This window comes from Paraburkholderia sp. CNPSo 3281, from assembly GCF_024206515.1.
Classification (GTDB): domain Bacteria; phylum Pseudomonadota; class Gammaproteobacteria; order Burkholderiales; family Burkholderiaceae; genus Paraburkholderia; species Paraburkholderia nodosa.
In genome coordinates this window covers 65,383-85,346 of record NZ_JAMBPS010000020.1, presented here as the reverse complement: position 1 = coordinate 85,346, position 19,964 = coordinate 65,383, and the positions used below count along the sequence as shown (strand labels likewise).

General features: G+C 64.2%; 16 protein-coding genes, 1 tRNA gene and 1 pseudogene. 7 read left to right on the top strand and 11 right to left on the bottom strand.

Annotated elements, in window-relative coordinates; all coding sequences use genetic code 11:
• Positions 1 to 367: 367 nt before the first annotated feature.
• The 7 genes from M3I56_RS20550 to fdnG form a co-directional block, all read right to left on the bottom strand.
• Positions 368 to 463, bottom strand: a tRNA-Sec gene (locus M3I56_RS20550).
• Positions 464 to 510: 47 nt separating this feature from the next.
• Entirely contained in the window at positions 511 to 2,439 is a 1,929-nt protein-coding gene (selB, locus tag M3I56_RS20545; protein ID WP_254355565.1) for a selenocysteine-specific translation elongation factor, read from the bottom strand.
• On the bottom strand, positions 2,436 to 3,902 hold the full coding sequence (gene selA / locus M3I56_RS20540) for an L-seryl-tRNA(Sec) selenium transferase (protein ID WP_254355564.1): 1,467 nt from the start codon (positions 3,900 to 3,902) through the stop codon (positions 2,436 to 2,438). The genes selB and selA overlap by 4 nt, the downstream gene beginning before the upstream one ends.
• Positions 3,903 to 3,917: 15 nt before the next feature.
• Positions 3,918 to 4,850, bottom strand: a complete 933-nt coding sequence (gene fdhE, locus M3I56_RS20535; RefSeq protein WP_254355563.1) for a formate dehydrogenase accessory protein FdhE — start codon at positions 4,848 to 4,850, stop codon at positions 3,918 to 3,920.
• A gap of 125 nt (positions 4,851 to 4,975) precedes the next feature.
• Positions 4,976 to 5,602, bottom strand: a complete 627-nt coding sequence (locus M3I56_RS20530; protein ID WP_254355562.1) for a formate dehydrogenase subunit gamma — start codon at positions 5,600 to 5,602, stop codon at positions 4,976 to 4,978.
• Positions 5,589 to 6,527 carry a formate dehydrogenase subunit beta gene (fdxH, locus tag M3I56_RS20525; RefSeq protein WP_254332467.1) on the bottom strand — a complete coding sequence of 313 codons (939 nt, stop codon included), beginning with the start codon at positions 6,525 to 6,527 and terminating at the stop codon, positions 5,589 to 5,591. The genes M3I56_RS20530 and fdxH overlap by 14 nt, the downstream gene beginning before the upstream one ends.
• Before the next feature lie 12 nt (positions 6,528 to 6,539).
• Positions 6,540 to 9,611, bottom strand: coding sequence for a formate dehydrogenase-N subunit alpha (fdnG, locus tag M3I56_RS20520; RefSeq protein WP_254355561.1), 3,072 nt, complete (start codon positions 9,609 to 9,611; stop codon positions 6,540 to 6,542).
• A gap of 198 nt (positions 9,612 to 9,809) precedes the next feature.
• On the opposite strand from fdnG, the gene M3I56_RS20515 reads away from it, so the two are divergent.
• Together M3I56_RS20515 and M3I56_RS20510 are read left to right on the top strand one after the other, a co-directional pair.
• Complete coding sequence (locus M3I56_RS20515; protein ID WP_254355560.1) at positions 9,810 to 11,219, top strand: YihY/virulence factor BrkB family protein; 1,410 nt, start codon at positions 9,810 to 9,812, stop codon at positions 11,217 to 11,219.
• 220 nt (positions 11,220 to 11,439) lie between these two features.
• Entirely contained in the window at positions 11,440 to 12,633 is a 1,194-nt protein-coding gene (locus M3I56_RS20510) for a porin (RefSeq protein WP_254355559.1), read from the top strand.
• A 230-nt stretch (positions 12,634 to 12,863) separates the two neighbouring features.
• On the opposite strand, the gene M3I56_RS20505 is transcribed toward M3I56_RS20510, so the two are convergent.
• The 3 genes from M3I56_RS20505 to M3I56_RS20495 all read right to left on the bottom strand — a co-directional run bounded on the left by M3I56_RS20505 (position 12,864) and on the right by M3I56_RS20495 (position 15,147).
• Positions 12,864 to 13,763, bottom strand: coding sequence for a LysR substrate-binding domain-containing protein (locus M3I56_RS20505; protein WP_254355558.1), 900 nt, complete (start codon positions 13,761 to 13,763; stop codon positions 12,864 to 12,866).
• Between the two features lie 254 nt (positions 13,764 to 14,017).
• A complete protein-coding gene (locus M3I56_RS20500) occupies positions 14,018 to 14,467 on the bottom strand; it encodes an HU family DNA-binding protein (RefSeq protein WP_028205533.1) in 450 nt (149 codons plus the stop codon).
• A gap of 323 nt (positions 14,468 to 14,790) precedes the next feature.
• Entirely contained in the window at positions 14,791 to 15,147 is a 357-nt protein-coding gene (locus M3I56_RS20495) for a hypothetical protein (protein WP_254355557.1), read from the bottom strand.
• Between the two features lie 60 nt (positions 15,148 to 15,207).
• On the opposite strand from M3I56_RS20495, the pseudogene M3I56_RS20490 reads away from it, so the two are divergent.
• The 3 genes and pseudogenes from M3I56_RS20490 to M3I56_RS20480 all read left to right on the top strand — a co-directional run bounded on the left by M3I56_RS20490 (position 15,208) and on the right by M3I56_RS20480 (position 17,064).
• A pseudogene (locus tag M3I56_RS20490) lies at positions 15,208 to 15,644 on the top strand (carboxymuconolactone decarboxylase family protein).
• A 231-nt stretch (positions 15,645 to 15,875) separates the two neighbouring features.
• Entirely contained in the window at positions 15,876 to 16,559 is a 684-nt protein-coding gene (locus tag M3I56_RS20485; RefSeq protein ID WP_254355556.1) for a DJ-1/PfpI family protein, read from the top strand.
• A gap of 172 nt (positions 16,560 to 16,731) precedes the next feature.
• Complete coding sequence (locus M3I56_RS20480; RefSeq protein ID WP_254318105.1) at positions 16,732 to 17,064, top strand: DUF4148 domain-containing protein; 333 nt, start codon at positions 16,732 to 16,734, stop codon at positions 17,062 to 17,064.
• Between the two features lie 38 nt (positions 17,065 to 17,102).
• On the opposite strand, the gene M3I56_RS20475 is transcribed toward M3I56_RS20480, so the two are convergent.
• The gene (locus M3I56_RS20475; protein WP_254355555.1) at positions 17,103 to 17,345 is read right to left on the bottom strand and encodes a hypothetical protein; all 243 of its coding nucleotides are present in this window, start codon (positions 17,343 to 17,345) and stop codon (positions 17,103 to 17,105) included.
• 12 nt (positions 17,346 to 17,357) lie between these two features.
• Here M3I56_RS20475 and M3I56_RS20470 point away from each other — a divergent pair, with 12 nt between their 5' ends.
• Entirely contained in the window at positions 17,358 to 18,854 is a 1,497-nt protein-coding gene (locus tag M3I56_RS20470) for a DASS family sodium-coupled anion symporter (protein ID WP_254355554.1), read from the top strand.
• Between the two features lie 41 nt (positions 18,855 to 18,895).
• Complete coding sequence (locus M3I56_RS20465; protein ID WP_254355553.1) at positions 18,896 to 19,948, top strand: Ldh family oxidoreductase; 1,053 nt, start codon at positions 18,896 to 18,898, stop codon at positions 19,946 to 19,948.
• The last annotated feature ends 16 nt before the right edge of the window (positions 19,949 to 19,964 follow it).

Here is a 19,964-nt window from a genome sequence, read left to right as displayed (position 1 = left end):
CGTGCTACAGACCAGACGCAAGGTATGCCCGGGCTGCTCCGCTCAGTAAGCAGTTGGCCCGGTAACCAGGACGAACCTACGGAAGACGCGATGGGTCTGTGACATGGCTATCAAGAGTGGTCCACGCAATCCGCCTTAGTTGCACACAACGAAGAGAGAGAAAGATAGAGCCGGAGCAGACCACCCGATTTTTATGATCCCAACGGCCACAACCGGAGGGAGCGACAGCGTCGACTACCGGAATGCAAGCAGCTACCGTAATACGTAACAAAACGTAAATTGGGCATATTTAAACCAATTAACTTCCAGGCGGAAGTTTTATGGTTACCTCCACATATATATACCCACGAACTCCCCGCAAACAAACTGGCGGAAGGCAGCCAGAGTCGAACTGACCCGGGAGCGGCTGACGCCCCCAACCGGGTTTGAAGCCCGGCCGTACCACCGGATACGAATGCCTTCCTTCGTCAAACCCAAACCACCTGCAACCGCCAACAGAAATCGATGTGCCTACAACCATTCGCGCATCCGGCTATCGTGCCGTAGCAGATGCGTATCGCGCTGAAAGCGAGTATATCCAACGCGGTCGAAGTACTCCAGAATCTGGATCGCGCGCTTGCGGCCCAATGCCGTGGCGTCGCGAAACGCCGCGGCATTGACCGCGCCGCCCTGCTCCTCCGCAATCTGTGCGACGGCACGAGCGAGCGTTTGCACCACGTCGCGATCGTAAAAGAGATCGCGCACGACCTGATACACCATACCCAAACGCGCGAGCTTGCGCAGCAGCGCACGCACCTTCTCTTCCGGCTGCCGCGTCTCGCGCGCGAGATCCCGCACCCACGGTGGATCGAAACGCCCTTGTGCGAGCAGCGGCATGAGGCGCGCGGCAAGCGCTTCGTCGTCGGCGTCGAGCGTCACCACGTGTGACGGCAGATGCAGCCACGGCCCGCTGCGCGCCACGCGCCCCTCGCGCTCGAGCGCTTCAATCGCGGCGCGCCACACGGCATCGCTCACGAGCGGTGCCGCCATGCGGCGCAACCGTGCCGCGTCCGGCCCCTGCTCGTCGGGCGAGCGCGCATGAAACTCGGCGAGCGCCTGGACAATGCGCTCGGTGAGCCTCGTCCAGTGCGCACGTGCGATCACCGCACCTTCGTCTTCGCGTCCTTGCGCTGCGATGGAAATCACATCGGCCGGCAAAGCAAGCGCAGCTTCGTCGTAACCGGTCAACTGCACCAACGTCGCGCGCGCAATACCGCGCGGCGCTTCTTCGATCAGCGGTGCCAGGTTCGCTTCGTCGAGCCACGTGCGCAACGCGTCGAGCCATGCACGGCGTTCCGGCGTCCGGCGCCGCCGCGACAGGCCGAACGGATCGAGCACGCGCCCTCCACCTACGGTATGGTTCGCCTGCGCGTTGCGAACAATGAAGCGGTCTCCCGGCAACGCGTGCATCGGCGCTTCGAACACGAGCTGCACGCGGGCAGCCGCGCCCGGCGCGAGCGTTTCGCCTTCGAGCAACGCGACGTTTGCAACGCGATGCGTCGTGCCGAGATGCACATGCAGCGGCGACCAGTGCTGCAACGTGATGCCCGCGTCGTCGAGCAACTGCAGTTCGACGTCGAGACGCACGGCCGGCTCAGCCAGCCGTGCATCGACGATCCAGTCGCCGCGCGCAATCTGCGCCTTGTCGATGCCCGCGAGATTGAGCGCGCAACGCTGGCCGGCGTGGCCCGCATCGCCGGCCTGTACCGCGCGATTCTGCGCATGCAGGCCGCGCACGCGCACAGGCGTGCCGGCGGGTGCGAGCACGAGCGCGTCGCCTGCCTGCACGCGCCCGGCGAATACGGTGCCCGTCACCACCGTCCCCTGGCCCGTCAGCGTAAATACGCGATCCACTGCGAGGCGAAAGAGCCCATCGTCTCGTCGCGCCCGCCATGTACTCGCGCGCTCGCGCAACCAGGCGTCGAGTTGCGCCACACCTTCGTCGTGCGACTGCGTAGCATGGGCCTCGAATACGGTTGCGTCCGCAAGCATCGTGTTGGCAAGCCACGCGGCAATTTCGGCACGCACGGCGGCGAGCCGCGCCGCGTCCACGCGATCGCACTTGGTCAGCGCAATGGCGCCTTGCTGCACGCCAAGCAGTTGCAGAATGGCGAGGTGCTCGCGCGTTTGCGGCATGACACCGTCGTCGGCCGCAATCACGAGCAGCGCGAAGTCGATGCCGCACGCGCCTGCCGCCATCGTATGGACAAGCTTTTCGTGGCCGGGCACGTCGATGAAGCCAAGCACGTCGCCGTTGGCGAGCGGCAGGTACGCGTAACCCAGTTCGATCGAAATGCCGCGCGCCTTCTCTTCTTTCAGGCGGTCGGTGTCCACGCCGGTCAATGCGCGGACCAGCGTGGTCTTGCCATGGTCGATGTGCCCCGCCGTGCCGACGATCACAGACGCAGCTCCGCGAGTTGCGCCGCGAACGCCGCTTCGTCCGCGGGTTCGAGGCAGCGCAGGTCCAGACGCAGGGCGTCGTCGGCAATGCGGCCGATCACGGGCCGCGGCAGCTCGCGCAACGCGCGTTCGAGCTTGAGTAGCGCGCGGCCACTGCCGCCCTTGCCCGCGTGGCGCACGACCAGCCCGCTGCTCGGCAGCACGTCCACGGGCAGCGCGCCGCTGCCGATCTGGCTGAACATCGGCTCGACGCTCGCGGCGTACCCTTCGCCGATGGCACGCTGAAACGCGGGCAGCGCGCGCTGCGCGGCCTCTTGCATTTGCAATGCGGGCCGTGTGAGAAGGCGCAGCGTAGTGAGCCGCTCCCGCAAGAATTCGGGCGCCTGATAGAGCCGCAACACCGGTTCGAGCGCAGCGAGCGTGAGCTTGCCGACCCGCAACGCGCGCTTGAGCGGGTGCTTCTTGATCTTCGCAATGAGCGCCTTGCGCCCTACGATCAGCCCCGCCTGCGGGCCGCCCAGCAGCTTGTCGCCGCTGAAGGTCACGAGGTCCGCACCCGCTTCCACGGTCGCGCGCACCGTGGGTTCCGCTGGCAAGCCCCACTGCGCGAGATCGACGAGCGTCCCGCTGCCCAGATCGACCGCTACGGGCAGGCCGTGCTGACGCGCCAGCGGCGCGAGTTCATCGAGTTCGACACTCTTCGTAAAGCCGCTGATCGCGTAGTTGCTGCAATGCACTTTCATCAGGAGCGCCGTGCGGGCATTGATCGCCGCCTCGTAGTCCTTTAGATGCGTCCGGTTCGTCGTGCCGATTTCACGCAGGCGTGCGCCAGCCCGGCTCATGATGTCGGGAATGCGAAACGCGCCACCGATCTCGACCAGTTCGCCGCGCGAAACGACGACCTCCTTGCGATTGGCGAGTGCGCTCAACAGCAACAGCACGGCCGCTGCGTTGTTGTTCACGACGGTCGCGGCTTCAGCGCCCGTCAGTTCGCAGATCAGCGAGTCGATCAGGTCGTCGCGGTCGCCGCGCTTGCCGCTCGCGAGATCGAATTCGAGGTTCGCGGGTTGCGTGAGCGCCTGCACCACGGCTTTTACAGCCTCGTCGGGCAGCAGCGCGCGGCCGAGATTCGTGTGCAGGACTGTGCCCGTGAGATTGAAGACCGCACGCAGGCGGCTTTGCGTACGCTCGGCCAACCGTTGCGCAGTCGCCGCGATCACGCGCTCCAGCGAAAATGGTTCGGCATCCTTGTGTCCATTCGCCGGCACACCAGTTCGCACATCGCGACGCCAGCCGTCCTGCGTGGCGCGTATCGCGTCCAGCACCTGGGTGCGTCCGTACTGCGCAATCAGCGGCTGCGCTTGCTCCGAGGCAATCACGCGCTCGACGGCCGGCATTTTCGCGAGCAGCGCATGAAGGGCGTGCGCGTCGTGCTCCGCTGCCTGTCCCATGGTTTCACTCATGGCGCGCGCGGCTCCTTACTGGTCGCCAGGCACTTCGGGCCACAGCAACGGATTCGGGCTCGCGCGACGGTAGCCCGCATCGCTCATCAGCAGATCGAGCGTGAGGCTCGCCAGGTCGTCGGCAAGCGGCTCGAAATCGAGGTCTTTCTCCTGATAGCCGATCTTGCGGTACGTATGGCATTCGTCGCACGATTCGGCCTTGAGTGCATCATTGCCCCCTTCGATGCCGTGATACGCAATGCCCTTGGTCGAATCGCAGTTCGTGCACTTCACCCGCACCACGTGCGCCTCGGTGCCGCACAGGCTGCATTGCGCAAACCGGTAGCCCTGATACACGCCACCAATGCGCACGATGCTGGCAACGGGCGGCGACCCGCACACGGGACATACGCCCGGTGCGTCGACATAGGGAACATCGCGCACGTCGATGCGGCTCGCGAGGTCGGTCCACACCACCTGCAGCGCGGCCATGATGAACGGCGCGGTGGCGGGTGCGACTTCGGTGTAGCGCTGCGCGAGAACCGCATCGGCCTGGACGTCGAGTTGTGCTTCGTTCATAGCGCGCAGTTCGTCTAGCACTTTCGCGAGCGCAGGCGCGACGGCTCCTGCCGCTTCGACCCGATCGGCGAGACGCAATAGCACGGCGTGCCATTGCGGATCACGCTCGCCCGAAATCGCCGGCAGTATCGGCATGCAATGATGCTGCGCGTTCGCAATGGCTTCGCGCGAAGGCATGGACGCGCTGCAATGTTCGAGCGCCTCCTGCTGCGCATCGACGAGCGCTGCCATGAGACGCACGTAGCCGCCAATGGGATTGTGGTCCGCGAGATGCCGCAGGCGCACGGCGCGCGTGCTGAAAAAGGCGAAGCGCTCGGGCAGACGGATGCGCGGAATCGCCGAAGGATCGAGCGATTCGATTTGCTGCGGGTCGAGAATGCGTTGCGTCACGACGGTCTGCTCCAGAACGGCTTCACAAAGAAAAAACCGCCGTGCCCTCGCGGGCGCCGGCGGTTTGCCGCTCGCGCCGCCACTGCCTTAGCCAACGGCGCGGCAGGCGGCGCGCAGCCTGTGCGTTACTTGATGCTCTCGCGGAACCAGCGCGGATGATGCTTTCTCGCCCAGCCCCAGGTGACGTAACCGCGCGTCATCGCGCCGATCGACCCCTTCACCCAAAGCGCTGCATAAATATGGACGATGATGCCGCACATCAGCACGAACGCCGCTACCGCATGCACCAGGGAAGAGAGCCGGATAATCTCGATCGAGAAATAGATCGAAAAATATCGCCGCCAGATCACGATGCCGCTCAAAAGCAACAGCACGAGGCAAACCACCATCACAAAGAATAACAGCTTCTGGCCCGCATTGTAGCGGCCGATCTCGGGCAACCTGTCTTCGCGGTTGTTGAGCACGTCGCCCATCTGTTTCATCCACTGGATATCGTCTTTGTCCAGATAGTTGTGATGCCAGAAGCGCAACGCAAGGAGCAGGAACGAGACGAACATCACGATGCCGATGAACGGATGCAAAATACGCGTCCACTGGCCGCCGCCAAGCACCGCATAAAGCCAGGACATGGCCGGATGAAACATCGCGAGGCCCGAGAGCGCGAGCAGGATGAAGCTGATCGCGGTGATCCAGTGGTTGCTGCGCTCGTTGGGCGTGTAGCGCTCGATCAGTTGCGGTTCATCGTCTTTCATCGCTGCGCTCCTCGGGCGGTTCGCCACGCATGCGCCGCGCCTCGTCGCGCGCGGCAACTTCATCTTCTTCCGTCACCTCGTTCGGGCCGACTCGCGTGTAGTGGAAGAAACCCGCCAGCGCCGTGAGCGCCATGATGCCGAGTGCGATCGGCTTGGCGGCGCCCTTCCAGAGCCGCACCATCGGGCTGATGCGCGGGTTATCGGGCAGCCCGTGATAAAGCGAGGGCCGGTCCGCGTGATGCAGCACATACATTACGTGCGTGCCGCTCACGCCCGGCGGATCGTAGAGCCCGGCGTTCTGAAAGCCGCGCTCCTTGAGGTCCACGATGCGCTCGGCCGCATGCTGCTTCATGTCTTCCTTGGTGCCGAACACGATTGCGCCCGTCGGGCAGGTCTTCACGCAAGCGGGTTCCTGCCCCACCGCCACGCGGTCCGAACACAGCGTGCATTTGTAGACGCGACGGTCCTTCTGCGAGAGGCGCGGAATATTGAATGGGCAGCCCGTGATGCAAAAGCCGCAGCCAATGCAATTCTCCTGGTGGAAATCCACGATGCCGTTCGTATACTGCACGATCGCGCCCGGCGACGGACACGCCTTCAGGCAGCCCGGGTCCTCGCAATGCATGCAGCCGTCCTTGCGAATCAGCCATTCGAGGTTGCCGTCCGGGTTCTCCCATTCCGAGAACCGCATGACGGTCCACGAGTGCTCGGTGAGATCGTGCGGATTGTCGTAGACACCCGTATTGACACCGATTTCGTCGCGCAGATCGTTCCACTCCATGCACGCCGTTTGACACGCCTTGCAGCCAATGCACTTGGTCACGTCGATGAGCTTCGCGACCGTGCCCGTGACCGGCTCGCGCACGCCCGGCGGCGGCGTGGTCGTGGCTGAGATGCGCTTGATGTCGAGTGATTGCAATGCCATGGTTCGCGCCCCCTATGCCTTTTCGACCTTCACGAGGAACGACTTGAACTCGGGTGTCTGCGAATTGCCGTCGCCCACGGGCGGCGTGAGCGTATTCGTCAGATAGCCCGGGTGCGTGAGTCCCGTGAAGCCCCAGTGCAGCGGTACGCCAACCTGATGCACGGTCTTGCCCTCGATGGTCAGCGGCTTGATGCGCTTGGTGACCACCGCCACCGCGACCAGATAGCCGCGATTGCTCGACACCTTCACGCGCTCGCCCGCCACCACGCCCACCTCCTTCGCGAGCGCCTCGCCGATCTCGACGAACTGCTGCGGCTGAATGATCGCGTTCAGCCGGGCGTGTTTCGTCCAGAAGTGGAAGTGCTCGGTGAGCCGGTACGTGGTCGCCACATGCGGGAACTGCTTCGCGGTTCCAAACGTCTTGCGGTCGTCGGGGAACACGCGCGCCGCCGGATTGCTCGTGGCGAGCGGGTTGTTCGGATGGAACGGGTTATAGCCGAGCGGGTTTTCGAACGGTTCGTAATGCTCAGGGAACGGACCTTCGTTCATGCCGTCGCGGGCGAAGAAACGCGCCACGCCCTCGGGGTTCATGATGAACGGCCCCATGCCCTGATCGGGCGCTTCATCGACCTTGTAGTCGGGTATGTCCGCGCCCGTCCATGCACTGCCGTTCCAGCCAATCAGCTTGCGGGTCGGATCGAAGGGCTTGCCCGCCACGTCGCACGAGGCACGGTTGTACAGCACGCGCCGGTTCGCCGGCCACGCCCAGGCCCAGTTGAGCGTCTGCCCGATGCCCGTGGGGTCGTCGTTGTCGCGCCGACCCATCTGGTTGCCCGCCTGGGTCCACGCGCCGCAGAAGATCCAGCAGCCGCTCGCGGTCGTGCCATCGTCCTTCAGCTGCGCGAAGGCCGAGAGCTGCTCGCCCTTCTTCACGAGCACCTTGGTCGGATCTTTCGCATCGGTCAGGTCGGCGAGGGCACGGCCGTTGTACTCCTTCGCCAGTTCTTCCGGCGTAGGGCTCGCGGGATTCGAATAGGGCCAGTCGAGCTTGACGATCGGATCGGGCAGCTTGCCGCCGTCCTTCTGATACGCGGCGCGTATGCGCAGGAACAGGCCCGACATGATCTCGAGGTCGCTCTTCGCCTCGCCCGGCGGCTCCGCACCCTTCCAGTGCCACTGCAGCACGCGGCTCGAACTCACGAGCGAGCCGTTTTCTTCCGCAAAGCACGTGGTGGGCAAACGGAACACTTCGGTTTGAATCGAAGCCGGATCGACATCGTTATAGTCGCCGTACTTCTTCCAGAACTCGGCAGTTTCGATGGCGAGCGGGTCCATGATCACGAGCCACTTGAGCTTGCTGAGCGCCGAGACGGTCTTGGCCTTGTTCGGGGAGGACGCCATGACGTTGAAGCCCTGGCAGATATAGCCGTTGACCTTGCCCTGATTCATCAGCTCGATGGTCTGCAGCAGGTCGTACGGCTTGTCGAGCTTGGGCAGCCAGTCGTAGCCCCAGTTGTTGTCCTTCGTGGCTGCGTCGCCCCACCACGACTTCATGAAGCTCACAAAGAATGCGCCGTAATGCTGCCAGTAGCTGAGCTGGTTCGGCCGCATGGGCTGCGACGCGCGCTTCTTGATGTAGTCGTCGTAGTCCTGCTCCGCTTCGAACGGCAGCGTCATGTAACCCGTGAGCAGGTTCGACATGAGCCCGAGGTCGGTCAGCCCCTGGATGTTCGAGTGGCCGCGCAGCGCGTTCATGCCGCCGCCCGCAATGCCGATATTGCCGAGCAGGAGCTGCACCATCGCGCCGGTGCGGATATTCTGCGAGCCGATCGAGTGATGGGTCCAGCCGAGCGCATACATGATCGTGGCCGCGCGGCCCGGCACGGCCGTGCTCGCAAGCATTTCGCACACCTTCAGGAATTTGTCCTTCGGCGTGCCGCACACTTTCTCGACCATCTCGGGCGTGTAGCGCGAGTAATGCTGCTTGAGCAGCTGATATACGCAGCGCGGATTCTGCAGCGTGTCGTCGGTCTTCACGAAGCCGTCGTCGCCGAGCTCGTAGTTCCACGACGACTTGTCTGGGTACGAATGCTTCTGAGGATCGTAGCCCGAAAAAATGCCGTCGTTGAACGCGTAGTCTTCGCGCACGATGAACGAGAAGTCCGTGTAGTTCTTCACGTACTCGTGCTGGATCTTGTCGTTGGTGAGCAAGTAGCTGATCACCGCGCCAAGAAAGGCGACGTCCGTGCCCGTGCGGATCGGCGCGTAGAAGTCCGCGACCGATGCCGTGCGCGTGAAGCGCGGGTCCACCACGATGAGCCGCGCCTTGCGGTGCGCCTTCGCCTCCGTGACCCACTTGAAGCCGCACGGGTGCGCCTCGGCCGCATTGCCGCCCATCACCAGAATCACGTCCGCATTGCGAATGTCGACCCAATGGTTCGTCATCGCTCCACGGCCAAACGTCGGGGCAAGACCTGCCACCGTCGGGCCGTGTCAGACACGCGCCTGGTTGTCGAATGCTAGCAGGCCCATGCTGCGGGCCACTTTGTGCGTGAGATAGCCGACTTCGTTGGTGCCCGCCGATGCGGCCAGCATGCCCGTGGTCAACCAGCGGTTCACGGTCTTGCCGTCGGCGGTTTTCTCGACGAAGTTCGCGTCGCGATCTTCCTTCAACAGCTTCGCGATCCGGTCGAGCGCCTCATCCCACGACATGCGTTTCCACTCGTTCGAGCCGGCCGCCCGGTACTCGGGGTACTTGAGGCGGCTCTCGCTATGAATGAAATCGATCAGGCTCGCGCCCTTCGGGCACAGCGTGCCGCGATTGACGGGGTGATCGGGATCGCCCTCGATATGGATGACGCTCGTCGTAGCATTCTTCGCGCCATCGCCGAGACCGTACATGAGGATCCCGCAACCAACCGAGCAGTACGGGCAGGTATTGCGGGTTTCAGTGGTGCGCGCCAGTTTGTATTGTCGGACCTCGGCAAGCGCGTTGTCGGGCGCGAACCCCATCAACGCGAGGCTGGAACCCGCCAGCGACGTAGCCGTGACCTTGAGGAACTGGCGCCGGGACATCTGCAGCATGATTCGTCCTCGGCCTGGTTGTGGGTTTTTTCAGTATAAGACGTTTTGGGAGACGGATCGCGCTGGATGTTCGCGAGCTTTACGCGCGTGCGGCGCGAGATCGCCCGGGAACTACGCTTGCTAATATTATTGAATGGCGAATGAGCCATGTTTGTGACGAAAACGAACCACTGAAGAACCACCGCGGGGCGCTCCATCATGTCAACGCTTTCCACCGAACGACTGCAGTCCGCCGCGCGCAAGGAAGCGTCGTGGGTGGTAGGCGCGTTGCGCCAGTTCATCGCCAATCGCTGCCCGTCGCTGGCGGCGAGCATCGCGTTCTATTCGGCGTTTTCGCTCGCGCCCACGCTCGTGATGGTGATTGCCGTGGCCGGCTGGTTCTTTGGCGACGATGCCGCCCGCGGCGAACTCTTCCGCCAGGTCCACAACGTGCTCGGCGACGACGCGGCCGCGGGCATCACCACCATCGTGCAGAACGCGCACCGGGCGGGCGGCAAGGGCGGCGTCGCGGCGATTATCTCGCTCGCCCTGCTCGTAATCGGCGCGTCCGCAACCTTCTCCTCGCTCAATTCCGCGCTGAACATCGTCTGGCCGCCGGACGGGCAGCGTCCCTCCAGCATGATGGCGCTCGTGCGCGTGCGGCTCATTTCGTTCAGCCTCGTGCTGGGCGTCGCGTTCCTGCTGATCGTCTCGCTCGTGCTCGACACGGCCATTACGTTCGTCGGTCAGTGGCTCTGGGGCAATTCTCCTTATGTGATCATTGGCAACCTGATGCAGCTCGCCGTGGGTCTCGTGGTGCTGGCCGTCGCGTTCGGCGCCCTGCTGCGCTTCCTGCCCGACGCCGACGTGCGCTGGCGCGACGCGATGGTGGGCGGCATCGTCGCGGCAGTGCTGTTCTCGGCAGGCAAGAAGCTATTCGCGCTCTATCTCGCGCACGCGGGCATGGCGACGGCCTTCGGCGCCGCCGGCTCGCTCGCGGTGCTGCTCATGTGGCTCTATTTTTCAGCGGCGGTGCTCCTGCTCGGCGCGGAATTCTCGGCCGCGCGCGGGCGCATGCACGACCCGCGTGGCGCGTGGGGTTTCCTTGAGGAAACACCGCCCGGCAGCCGCGCCAAGCTGGCCTCGGTGCTCGCCGCCTCCACCATCGTCGCGCGGCACGACACGAAGCGTGCGGACCGTCCCGCCGCTGCGCTAGCGCCATCGGCCGTGCCGATCGGAAACGGCGGCACGGCCGCCACGGCAATGCCTGCGGCTCTGGCGGCAGCCATTTCGGCAGACAAATCGACACGATCGGAAACTCCGCTCGGCGCGATCGGCCGCGCGAGCGCGCATGGCGGCGCGTTCGGGAGGCTGAAATCGGGGCTGCAGATCCGCCGTTCGGTCGTGCGCATGGAGGACAGCGCCACTTACGCGGCCGCGCTCACGCTGGTCCACGCGGGCCGCACGGTCGCCGCCGCGGACCGCTACGTGAAGCGCCACCCGTGGGGTTCGGTGCTGTTCGTCGCCAGCGCCGCGCTCGCCATGACAGCCGCCGGCAGGCGCCGCCACCCCAATGCCGCCGCGCCAATTGAGTCGGCTACCCAAGGTCGCAGTAAGGCGAAAAAATAACGGCTGTTTACGGAACTTTTATCAAAAACGACAATAATGCTCGATCAACAATCCAATATTTCTTAAAACGGCATAGTGGACCGAGGCCCCGTCTGACAAGGGGTTCTGGCCGGTGTCAGGTTTTCGCGACAATCTTTATTTTTTCATTTCAGGTCGCCTGGCCTGCTGCGTTATTCTGCAACGCGCAACAACTAAACAATTTCTGCGTGGAGAAAACAGAATGAAACGAGTCGCTCTCTCGACCCTCTCGCTGGCCCTCTTGGCCGCAGCTGGCACCGCTCACGCTCAAAGCAGCGTGACCCTCTATGGTGTGATCGACGAATCGATCCAGTACGTCAACCACACGATGAACAGCCAAGGTCAAAACAAGAACCTGGTCGCCCTGGTCGGCGGCAACCTGCAGGGTAACCGCTGGGGCCTGAAGGGCACGGAAGATCTGGGCGGCGGCCTTAAGGCAATTTTCCAATTGGAAAGCGGCTTCGACATCAACAGCGGCAAGATGGGCAAGTACAACGGCAACACGGCGATCTTCGGCCGTCAAGCATTCGTTGGCCTGTCGCACGACCAGTACGGTACGGTCACGTTCGGCCGCCAGTACGACCCCGTGGTCGACATGGTTCAGCCGCTGACGGGTGACAACTACTTCGGCAGCACGTTCGCTACCCCGGGTGACGTCGACAACAACGACAACAGCTCGCGTACGAACAGCGCGGTCAAGTACGTCTCGCCAGTTCTGCAAGGCTTCCAGTTCGAAGGCATGTACGCGTTTGGCGGCGTGGCTGGCTCGACCGGCTCGGGTCAGACCTGGGGTGCTGCTGCAACGTACGGCATCGGCTCGTTCAACGTCGCCGGCGGCTACGTCCGCATGGACAACGCGTCGTCGCCGGCATCGCGCGCGGCTAACGGCGGCTGGGCTTCGGGCGCAACGTCGGACGCCATGTTCCAGGACGGCAGCCAGATCACCCAGGCTTACGCTTCGGCGAAGTCGGTTGGCATTGCTTCGGTGGCTGCACAATACGTCGCTGGTCCGTTCACGTTCAACGGCCGTTACAGCAACGTTCAGATGCGCCGGGACAGCGCTTCGGCATTCCCGTCGAACCAGCGCTTCAACGTCGCAGGCGGCTACCTCGGTTATCAGCTGAACCCGGCACTGCTGCTCGGCCTCGGCTACACCTGGACGCACGGCTCTGGCGACACCTCGAACACGTACAACCAGGTTTCGCTCGGCGCGGACTACAACCTGTCGAAGCGCACCGACCTGTACGCTGTGGCGGCCTGGCAGCACGCCAACGGCACGCAGCGCGACAGCGCGACCACGACGTCGATCGCAGGCGCGTCGATCGGCTCGTACGGCTACAACTCAGCTACGAGCTCGCAGACCATGGTCAGCCTGGGCATCCGCCACAAGTTCTAAGCAACGCTTTACTCCGGGCTTCGGCCCGGCGCCGGAACGGGCTGACGAGCCCTTCCGGCGCAGCTCGCGAGACCACGCAGCTAAAAACGAAACGCCCCACAAACCAGCCTCAGGCGCAAGCCCTGGCTGGTTTTTTTATGGCCGCCGGGTTTTAGGAGCATTCCCCCAAGGGCGTGTTCACGCAAAATCTTGACTTGCGCCGTTTACACGCCTTTTAACGAGCGAAAGGCTCAACGCAGCCGCGCCAGCGCGGCGGCGGCGTGCCACACGAACGCGTCGCTCAGCGCCGTCGCCGCGCGCTGCGTGCCGCGCACGACATGGAGCGCACCCGAAAGCGCGGGCGTGAAGCGCTTCACGCTCACCCGCGCGCTCGCGTGCTGGGCTGTCAGCGCGTCGACGAGCGCGATGCCCATCCCCGCCTCCACCATCGCCACGACGGATTGCGCGAGCGCCGCTTCGACGCCGGGCTCGCGCGCCACCCCGCATTCGGCAAAGTGCCGGTCGATCGAGAGGCGCGCCTCGCTCGCCGCGGCAAACGAAATGAAGGGTTCGCCCGCGCAGTCTTGCGCATGAATCACGCGCTTGCGCGCGAGCCGGTGCCCGCGCGGCACGATGCAGTGCAGCGGCCATTCACCCAGATACTCGAGACGCGCGCCAGGATGCGCGACGGCTTGCGCGACGAAACCGAGATCGCAGCGTTGCGCCGCCACCCGCTCGGCAATCCCGGCGGCCTCGCCCGTCAGCAATTCGAAATCGACGCCTTCGTGCTCGCTCGCAAACGCGGCGGCCACGCGCGGCAGGAAGTCGGCGCAAAGATCCGCTGAAGCAGCAACGCGCACGACGCCGCGCCGTTGCGCGCGAATCTGCGCGGCCGCCTGAGCCACGCGCTCGAAACCGAAGAACGCGCGCTCGACTTCGTCTTGCAGCGTATGGGCCTCGACGGTCGGCAGCAAACGCCCCCGGCGCCGCTCGAAAAGCGCGAACCCCACCTTTGCTTCGAAGTCGGCAAGCAAACGGCTCACCGCAGGTTGAGAAATGCCGAGCGCCTGTGCCGCGCGCGTGACGGTGCGCCATTGCATCAACGCGCGAAACGCTTCCACCTGGCGCAAACTGAGGTCGGCTGTCTGCATAACACCTTGTTATGGATGGTTGAATCATTCTGTCTAAAGCATCATTTTCATATGATATCGACGACGACCCTATCGCGAATACAGAGATATCATACTGAATATCAGCCATAATATCAGGGCATAGCAAAGCAGTTCCAGTGCGCATTGCACGCACCAAATGAAAAATCCCCGTGGGCTCGACGCCAACGGGGATTTTTTGGTACTGACGGGTAACCGCTACCCGAAGGCCGCGGCTTGTAGCGCAATCAGCGCGATCAGGCTGCTGCTGCGTCCTTCAGCTTCTTGAGGGCGCGCGCCTTGATGCGGACCGATGCGGGCTTCGCCGGGAACCAGCGCTCTTCGCCCGTGAACGGATCCTTGCCGAAGCGCTTCTTCTTCGCCGGCACGGCCTGGACGACGATCTTCAGAAGGCCCGACAGCGTGAATTCGCCAGCGCCCTTCTTGTGGACCGAACCGAGGATCGTGTCTTCCAGCGCGGCGAGCACGGCCTTGGCAGCCTTCGGCTCGACGCCTGCACGCTCAGCGACGTGGGTAGCCAGCGAGGCCTTCGTGAAGGTGTCCTTGATCGGCGTCGGTGCGCCGGACGCCTTCACGGCGACCTTCTTAGCTGCGGCCGTCTTGGTGGCGGGCGCTTTCTTTGCGGCAACCTTCTTGGCCGGGGCAGCTGCCTTTTTTGCGGCCACTTTCTTTGCGGAAGTCGGCATGTTTCTCCTACCAGTGTTGGTCAGTGAATCGAAGAAGCACTGCGGAATGCACGTGCTTCAACGGCGGATTCTACATACGCGCAAGCGTTTTGCGTGAAGCTTTTGCATTGTCGTTACGATTTTGTTGCGCGGCGCTGACTCTCGATCACATTCTGACGCCTGTTTACAGGGGTAAACGTGCCCCTGACGCGCCCGAATCGCTGACGGACGACGCACTTCGGTCGGCGCGGCGCACGCCGCGTTCATCAGGAAAGCGCCATACGTATGGCGTTTTTGCACGATTTCGGCTGCCACGCCGGTGTCGCCGAGGCGGCAAGATGCAGTCACAGCGTGCGCAGCAGCGTGGCGAGCGACGTCAGCGCGGCGTCGATACGCTCGACGTCGACTCCACCGTAACCGAACAGAAAACCGCTCTGCACAGGTGCTTCGAGATGAAACGGCCCGAGCGGGTGCAGGCCGATCGACGCGCGGCGCGCGGCCTGCGCGAGCGCGGCGGCGTCGAGCGGCGCGACGAGCCGTGCCGCCACGTGCAACCCCGCCGTGTTCGGCATGACGGGTTCGAGCCAGGGCGCAAGCGGTCCGCTCAGATGCGCGAGCAGCACGTCGTGGCGCTGCGAATACGCCTGATTGACAACGCCTAAAGTGCACCTGTGGCTACGCAGTTCGCGAGTCCAACGCATCGTTGTCAACCTCGCTGTCGACGACAGCGCCACGAAATTCAACTCGATAGGTGAACGCTCATGCAAGCACGTCTGGATTTCTACAAGGCCAACCCGGAAGGCACGAAGGCCATGATTGCGCTCGAAGAGCGCGCGAGCAAAAGCTCGATCAAAAAGCCGCTCGCAGAACGGGGGCGCCTGCGCGCTTCGCAGATCAATGGCTGCGCCTATTGTGTCGACATGCACACCATTGATGCGCGTAAGGGCGGCGAAACCGATCGCCAGCTCGCCACGGTATCGGTGTGGCGCGAAACGCCGTTCTACACTGAGTGCGAGCGCGTGGCGCTCGAATGGACCGAATCGGTCACGCTGCTCGCGCAAACGCACGTGCCCGACGACATTTGGGAACGCGTGAAGCCGCATTTCAGCGATCAGGAGATCGCCGACTCACGCTGCTGATCATCGCGATCAACGGCTGGAACCGCATCGCGATGACGTTCCGCAAGATGCCGGCCTGAGTTTGAAGCAGCCAACGCGCCGCTTCAGTTGCCGCAAGTTAAGCGGCGGCTGAACGCGGCGCGTGTCTCGTTCACTGAACGCTTTCCGATTGCGGCTCGCACCTGCGCCGCTGGCAGTTTTTGCGTGGTTTTTGGCATGGTTGTGGACCGGGGCGAGATTACAGTGATTTCCGAATCATCGGCACAGCTATCGACCCTTTGCGACAGTCCAATCTTGACCGGGAACCCCACATGGCACTGCAAATCGGATTTCTCGCATTTCCCAACGTTCAGCAGCTCGACCTGACCGGCCCGTACGACGTGCTCGCGTCGATGCCGGACAGCCAGGCGCGGCTCATCTGGAAGACGCGCGATCCGGTGCGCTCGAGCACCGGTCTCATGCTCACGCCCGACACGACCTTCGAGGACTGCCCGCCACTCGACGTGGTCTGCGTGCCGGGCGGCAGTGGCGTCTCCCTGCTGATTCCCGACGACGAGACGCTCGCGTTCCTGCGCCGCCAGGCGAGCACGGCGCGCTACGTCACCTCGGTTTGCACGGGCGCGCTCGTGCTCGGCGCGGCCGGGCTGCTGCGCGGACGCCGCGCGACCACGCACTGGGCCTTCCACGAACTGCTGGAGCCGCTCGGCGCGCTGCCCGTGAAAGCGCGTGTGGTGCGCGACGGGAACGTGCTGACCGGCGGCGGCATCACTGCCGGTATCGATTTCGCATTAACGCTCGCCGCCGAGCTGATCGGCGACGAGGCCGCCCAGGCGCTCCAGCTCGAACTTGAATACGCCCCCGCGCCGCCATTCGATGCGGGCGACCCCGCCAGCGCGCCGCGTGTGATCGTGGAAAGGTTGCGCGCGCAGACAGCTGCGTCGCTCGCCGAACGCGCGCGCGTAGTCGCAGCGGCGGCCGCGAAACTCGGCGCCTGAGTGCCCAGCGAGCCCGCCGGGGTCGCCGCTGCGGTTACCAGCAAGCCAGGGTCAGCGCTTGCTACCGTCTTTGGTGGGGATCGATTACATTGAGCAACGGGCGCGCCGCAGCCATGTGCGCCCGTCGTCCCAGCCCTGAGTAAGTCGTTCAAACCAATGATTAGGGGAATCAATGCGCTCCACCACCAGCAAGCTGACTCTCGCCGCGGCTACCGCCGCTTTCCTGATCGGCGTTGCCGCGCCGGCATTCGCGCAAACGGAAGCCAGCGCACCCGCCGCCGCCGCGGCCTCGCAACCGCTCACCAAGGAACAGAAGGCGCAGGCCAAGGCTCAGGCCAAAGCGCAGCGCAAGGCCGAACGCAAGCAAGCCCGCGCGAAGAACAATGCCGAGCTGAAGAAGCTGGAAGACGCGGGCTACAAGCCGGCGTTGAACGACCCGAACTATCCGCAGAACCTGCAGGACGCACAGAAGAAAGCTAACGCTGCTGCTGGCGCCAGCCAGTAATTCGCGTCGGCGGCCGTTTTAACCGGCTGTTTTGCCGGTTAAAACGCCTCCACCATCAACTTGCCCGCATCACCCGCGGCATGCTGCCACGCCGCCCTTCCCCAGCCTTCGCGCTCGCCCGCTTCCGCCGTACACACTAAACGCTTCATCAGTCGAATGGCAGTACCATCCGCGAAGCGAATGCGCTGACTCGTTCGCAAGCCGCCACACCGCCGCTTTTCGACGCTGCACGCGCCCTGCCAGAAGCGACACGCGAGCCATGCCGCGTGCATGCCCAACATGGAGTCATCGCCATGAACGCACCCCAGCCAGCCGCCAACGCGAGCGCCGCGCCGCAGAAAAAGGGCATACCTGTGGGCCTGATCGCGGGCGTGATCGCGCTCGTCGTCGTGCTTCTGCTGCCCCTGCCCGATAGCCTCCCGCCCGCCGGCCAGCGCATGCTCGCCATCCTCGCGTTCGCCGTGGTCGTGTGGCTCACCGAAGCGGTATCGTACGAAGCGAGCGCCATCATCATCACCTCGCTCATGGCGTTTCTCGTGGGCACCGCACCCACCATCGACAACCCCGCTGTCGATTACGGCACCAACAAAGCCATCAGCATGGCGCTCGCGGGCTTCTCCAATTCCGCGCTCGCGCTCGTGGCTGGCGCACTCTTTATCTCCGCGGCGATGACCGTCACCGGGCTCGACCGGCGCATTGCGCTCGTCACGCTCTCGCTGATCGGCACCACCACGCGGCGCATCCTGATCGGCGCGGTCGCCGTGACCATCGTGCTCTCGCTCGTGGTGCCGAGCGCCACCGCGCGCAGCGCCTGCGTCGTGCCGATCATGGTGGGCGTGATCTCGGCGTTCGGCGTGGACAAGCGCTCGAACATCGCGGCGGGCATCATGATCGTGGTCGCGCAAGGCACCAGCATCTGGAACGTCGGCATCCAGACCGCCGCCGCGCAGAATCTGCTGACCGTGGGCTTCATGGACAAGATGCTCGGCGCGCGCGTCACGTGGCTCGACTGGCTCATTGCGGGTGCGCCCTGGGCGATCGTGATGTCGGCGGCGCTGCTCTTCATCGTGCTGAAGATGCTGCCGCCCGAAGCCGACGCGATCGCGGGCGGCAAGGAAGCCGTCGAAGCCTCGCTGCGCGAACTCGGCCCCATGACGGGCCCGCAAAAACGCCTGCTGGGTGTTTCCATCGGCCTGCTGCTGTTCTGGGCGACCGAAGGCAAGCTGCACCCGTTCGATACCACCTCGGTCACTTACGTTGGGCTCGTGCTGCTGCTGTTGCCGCGCTTTGGTGTGATGGACTGGAAGACCGTGCAAAGCCGCATTCCGTGGGGCACGGTGATCGTGTTCGGCGTGGGCATCAGCCTCGGCACGGCGCTGCTCACGACGAAGGCGGGCCAATGGCTCGGCGACCTCGTCGCGCATCACACGGGGCTCGACACCGCCACCCCGTTCATGGCCTTCGCGATTCTCTCGGCCTTCCTCATCCTCATCCACCTCGGATTTGCGAGCGCAACGGCGCTCACCTCCGCGATGCTGCCGATTCTCGTGTCGGTGCTGCAGTCCATGCAGGGCGACTTCAACCGGCTCGGTCTCACCATGCTGCTCGGCTACGTCGTGAGCTTCGGCTTCATCCTGCCGATCAACGCGCCGCAAAACATGGTGTGCCTCGCCACCGAAACGTTCACGGCGAAGCAGTTCGCGCGCGTGGGCATCGTGCTGACGATCGTCGGCTATGTGTTATTGCTGCTGTTCGCCGCGACGTGGTGGCGCTGGCTGGGCTGGATCTGAACACTGCACCCGAACGCTGCACGGTTAGCAAGGAGCCGCTCATGGAAGTCAAGATCGACGACGCACGCCGCTTCGCCACGGCCGTGCTCACGAACGTCTCGGTGCCTGAAGACATTGCCGCCGACGTGGCCGATCACCTGATCGAATCCGACCGCGTGGGCTACGCGAGCCACGGCCTGTCGATCCTGCCTAACTACAAGCGCGTGCTTGCCGCGGGTTTCGTCGCCGCCGATGGTCGCGCGGAACGCGTAGTCGACCGCGGCAGCCTGATCGGCTATGACGGCCACAGCGGCTTTGGCCAGCACATTGGCAAGGTCGTGATGGAAGACGCGATCGCTCGCGCGCACGAGCATGGCCAGTGCATCGTGACGCTGCGCCATAGCCATCACCTGGGACGCATGGGCCACTACGGCGAAATGGTCGCGGCGCAAGGCTACGTGCTGCTCGCGTTCACCAACGTGGTGAACCGCGCGCCGATCGTCGCGCCGTTCGGCGGACGCGAGCCTCGACTCACGACCAACCCGCTGTGCTTCGCGGGCCCGCTGCCGGGCGGGCGGCCGCCCTTCGTCGTGGATATCGCCACGAGCGCCATTGCCGTGAACAAGGCGCGCGTGCTCGCCGAAAACGGCCTGCCGGCGCCCGACGGCTCGGTGATCGACGCGAACGGCCAACCGAGCACCGACCCGAACGTGCTGTTCGCCGACCCGCCCGGCGCGCTGCTGCCGTTCGGCCTGCACAAAGGTTATGCGCTCGGGCTCGTGGCGGAACTGCTCGCGGGTGTGCTCTCGGGCGGCGGCACGATCCATCCGGACAACCCGCGCAACGGCGTCGCGACCAACAATCTGTTCGCGCTGGTGCTCGATCCGCAGGTGGATTTCAACACGACGTGGCGCTCGCAGGAGGTCGAATCGTTCCTCGACTATCTGCTCAGCTGCCCGCCGCAGGATCCGGCGCAGCCGGTGCAATATCCGGGCCAATATGAGGCGGAGAATCGCGCACGGCATATGCAGACGATCGTTCTGCCCGACTCCGTAAGAAAACCCTTCGCCGATATCACAAACGAACTGGGCATCGCGCCGCTCACGGCGATTTGAAACCGGCTTGAAACGG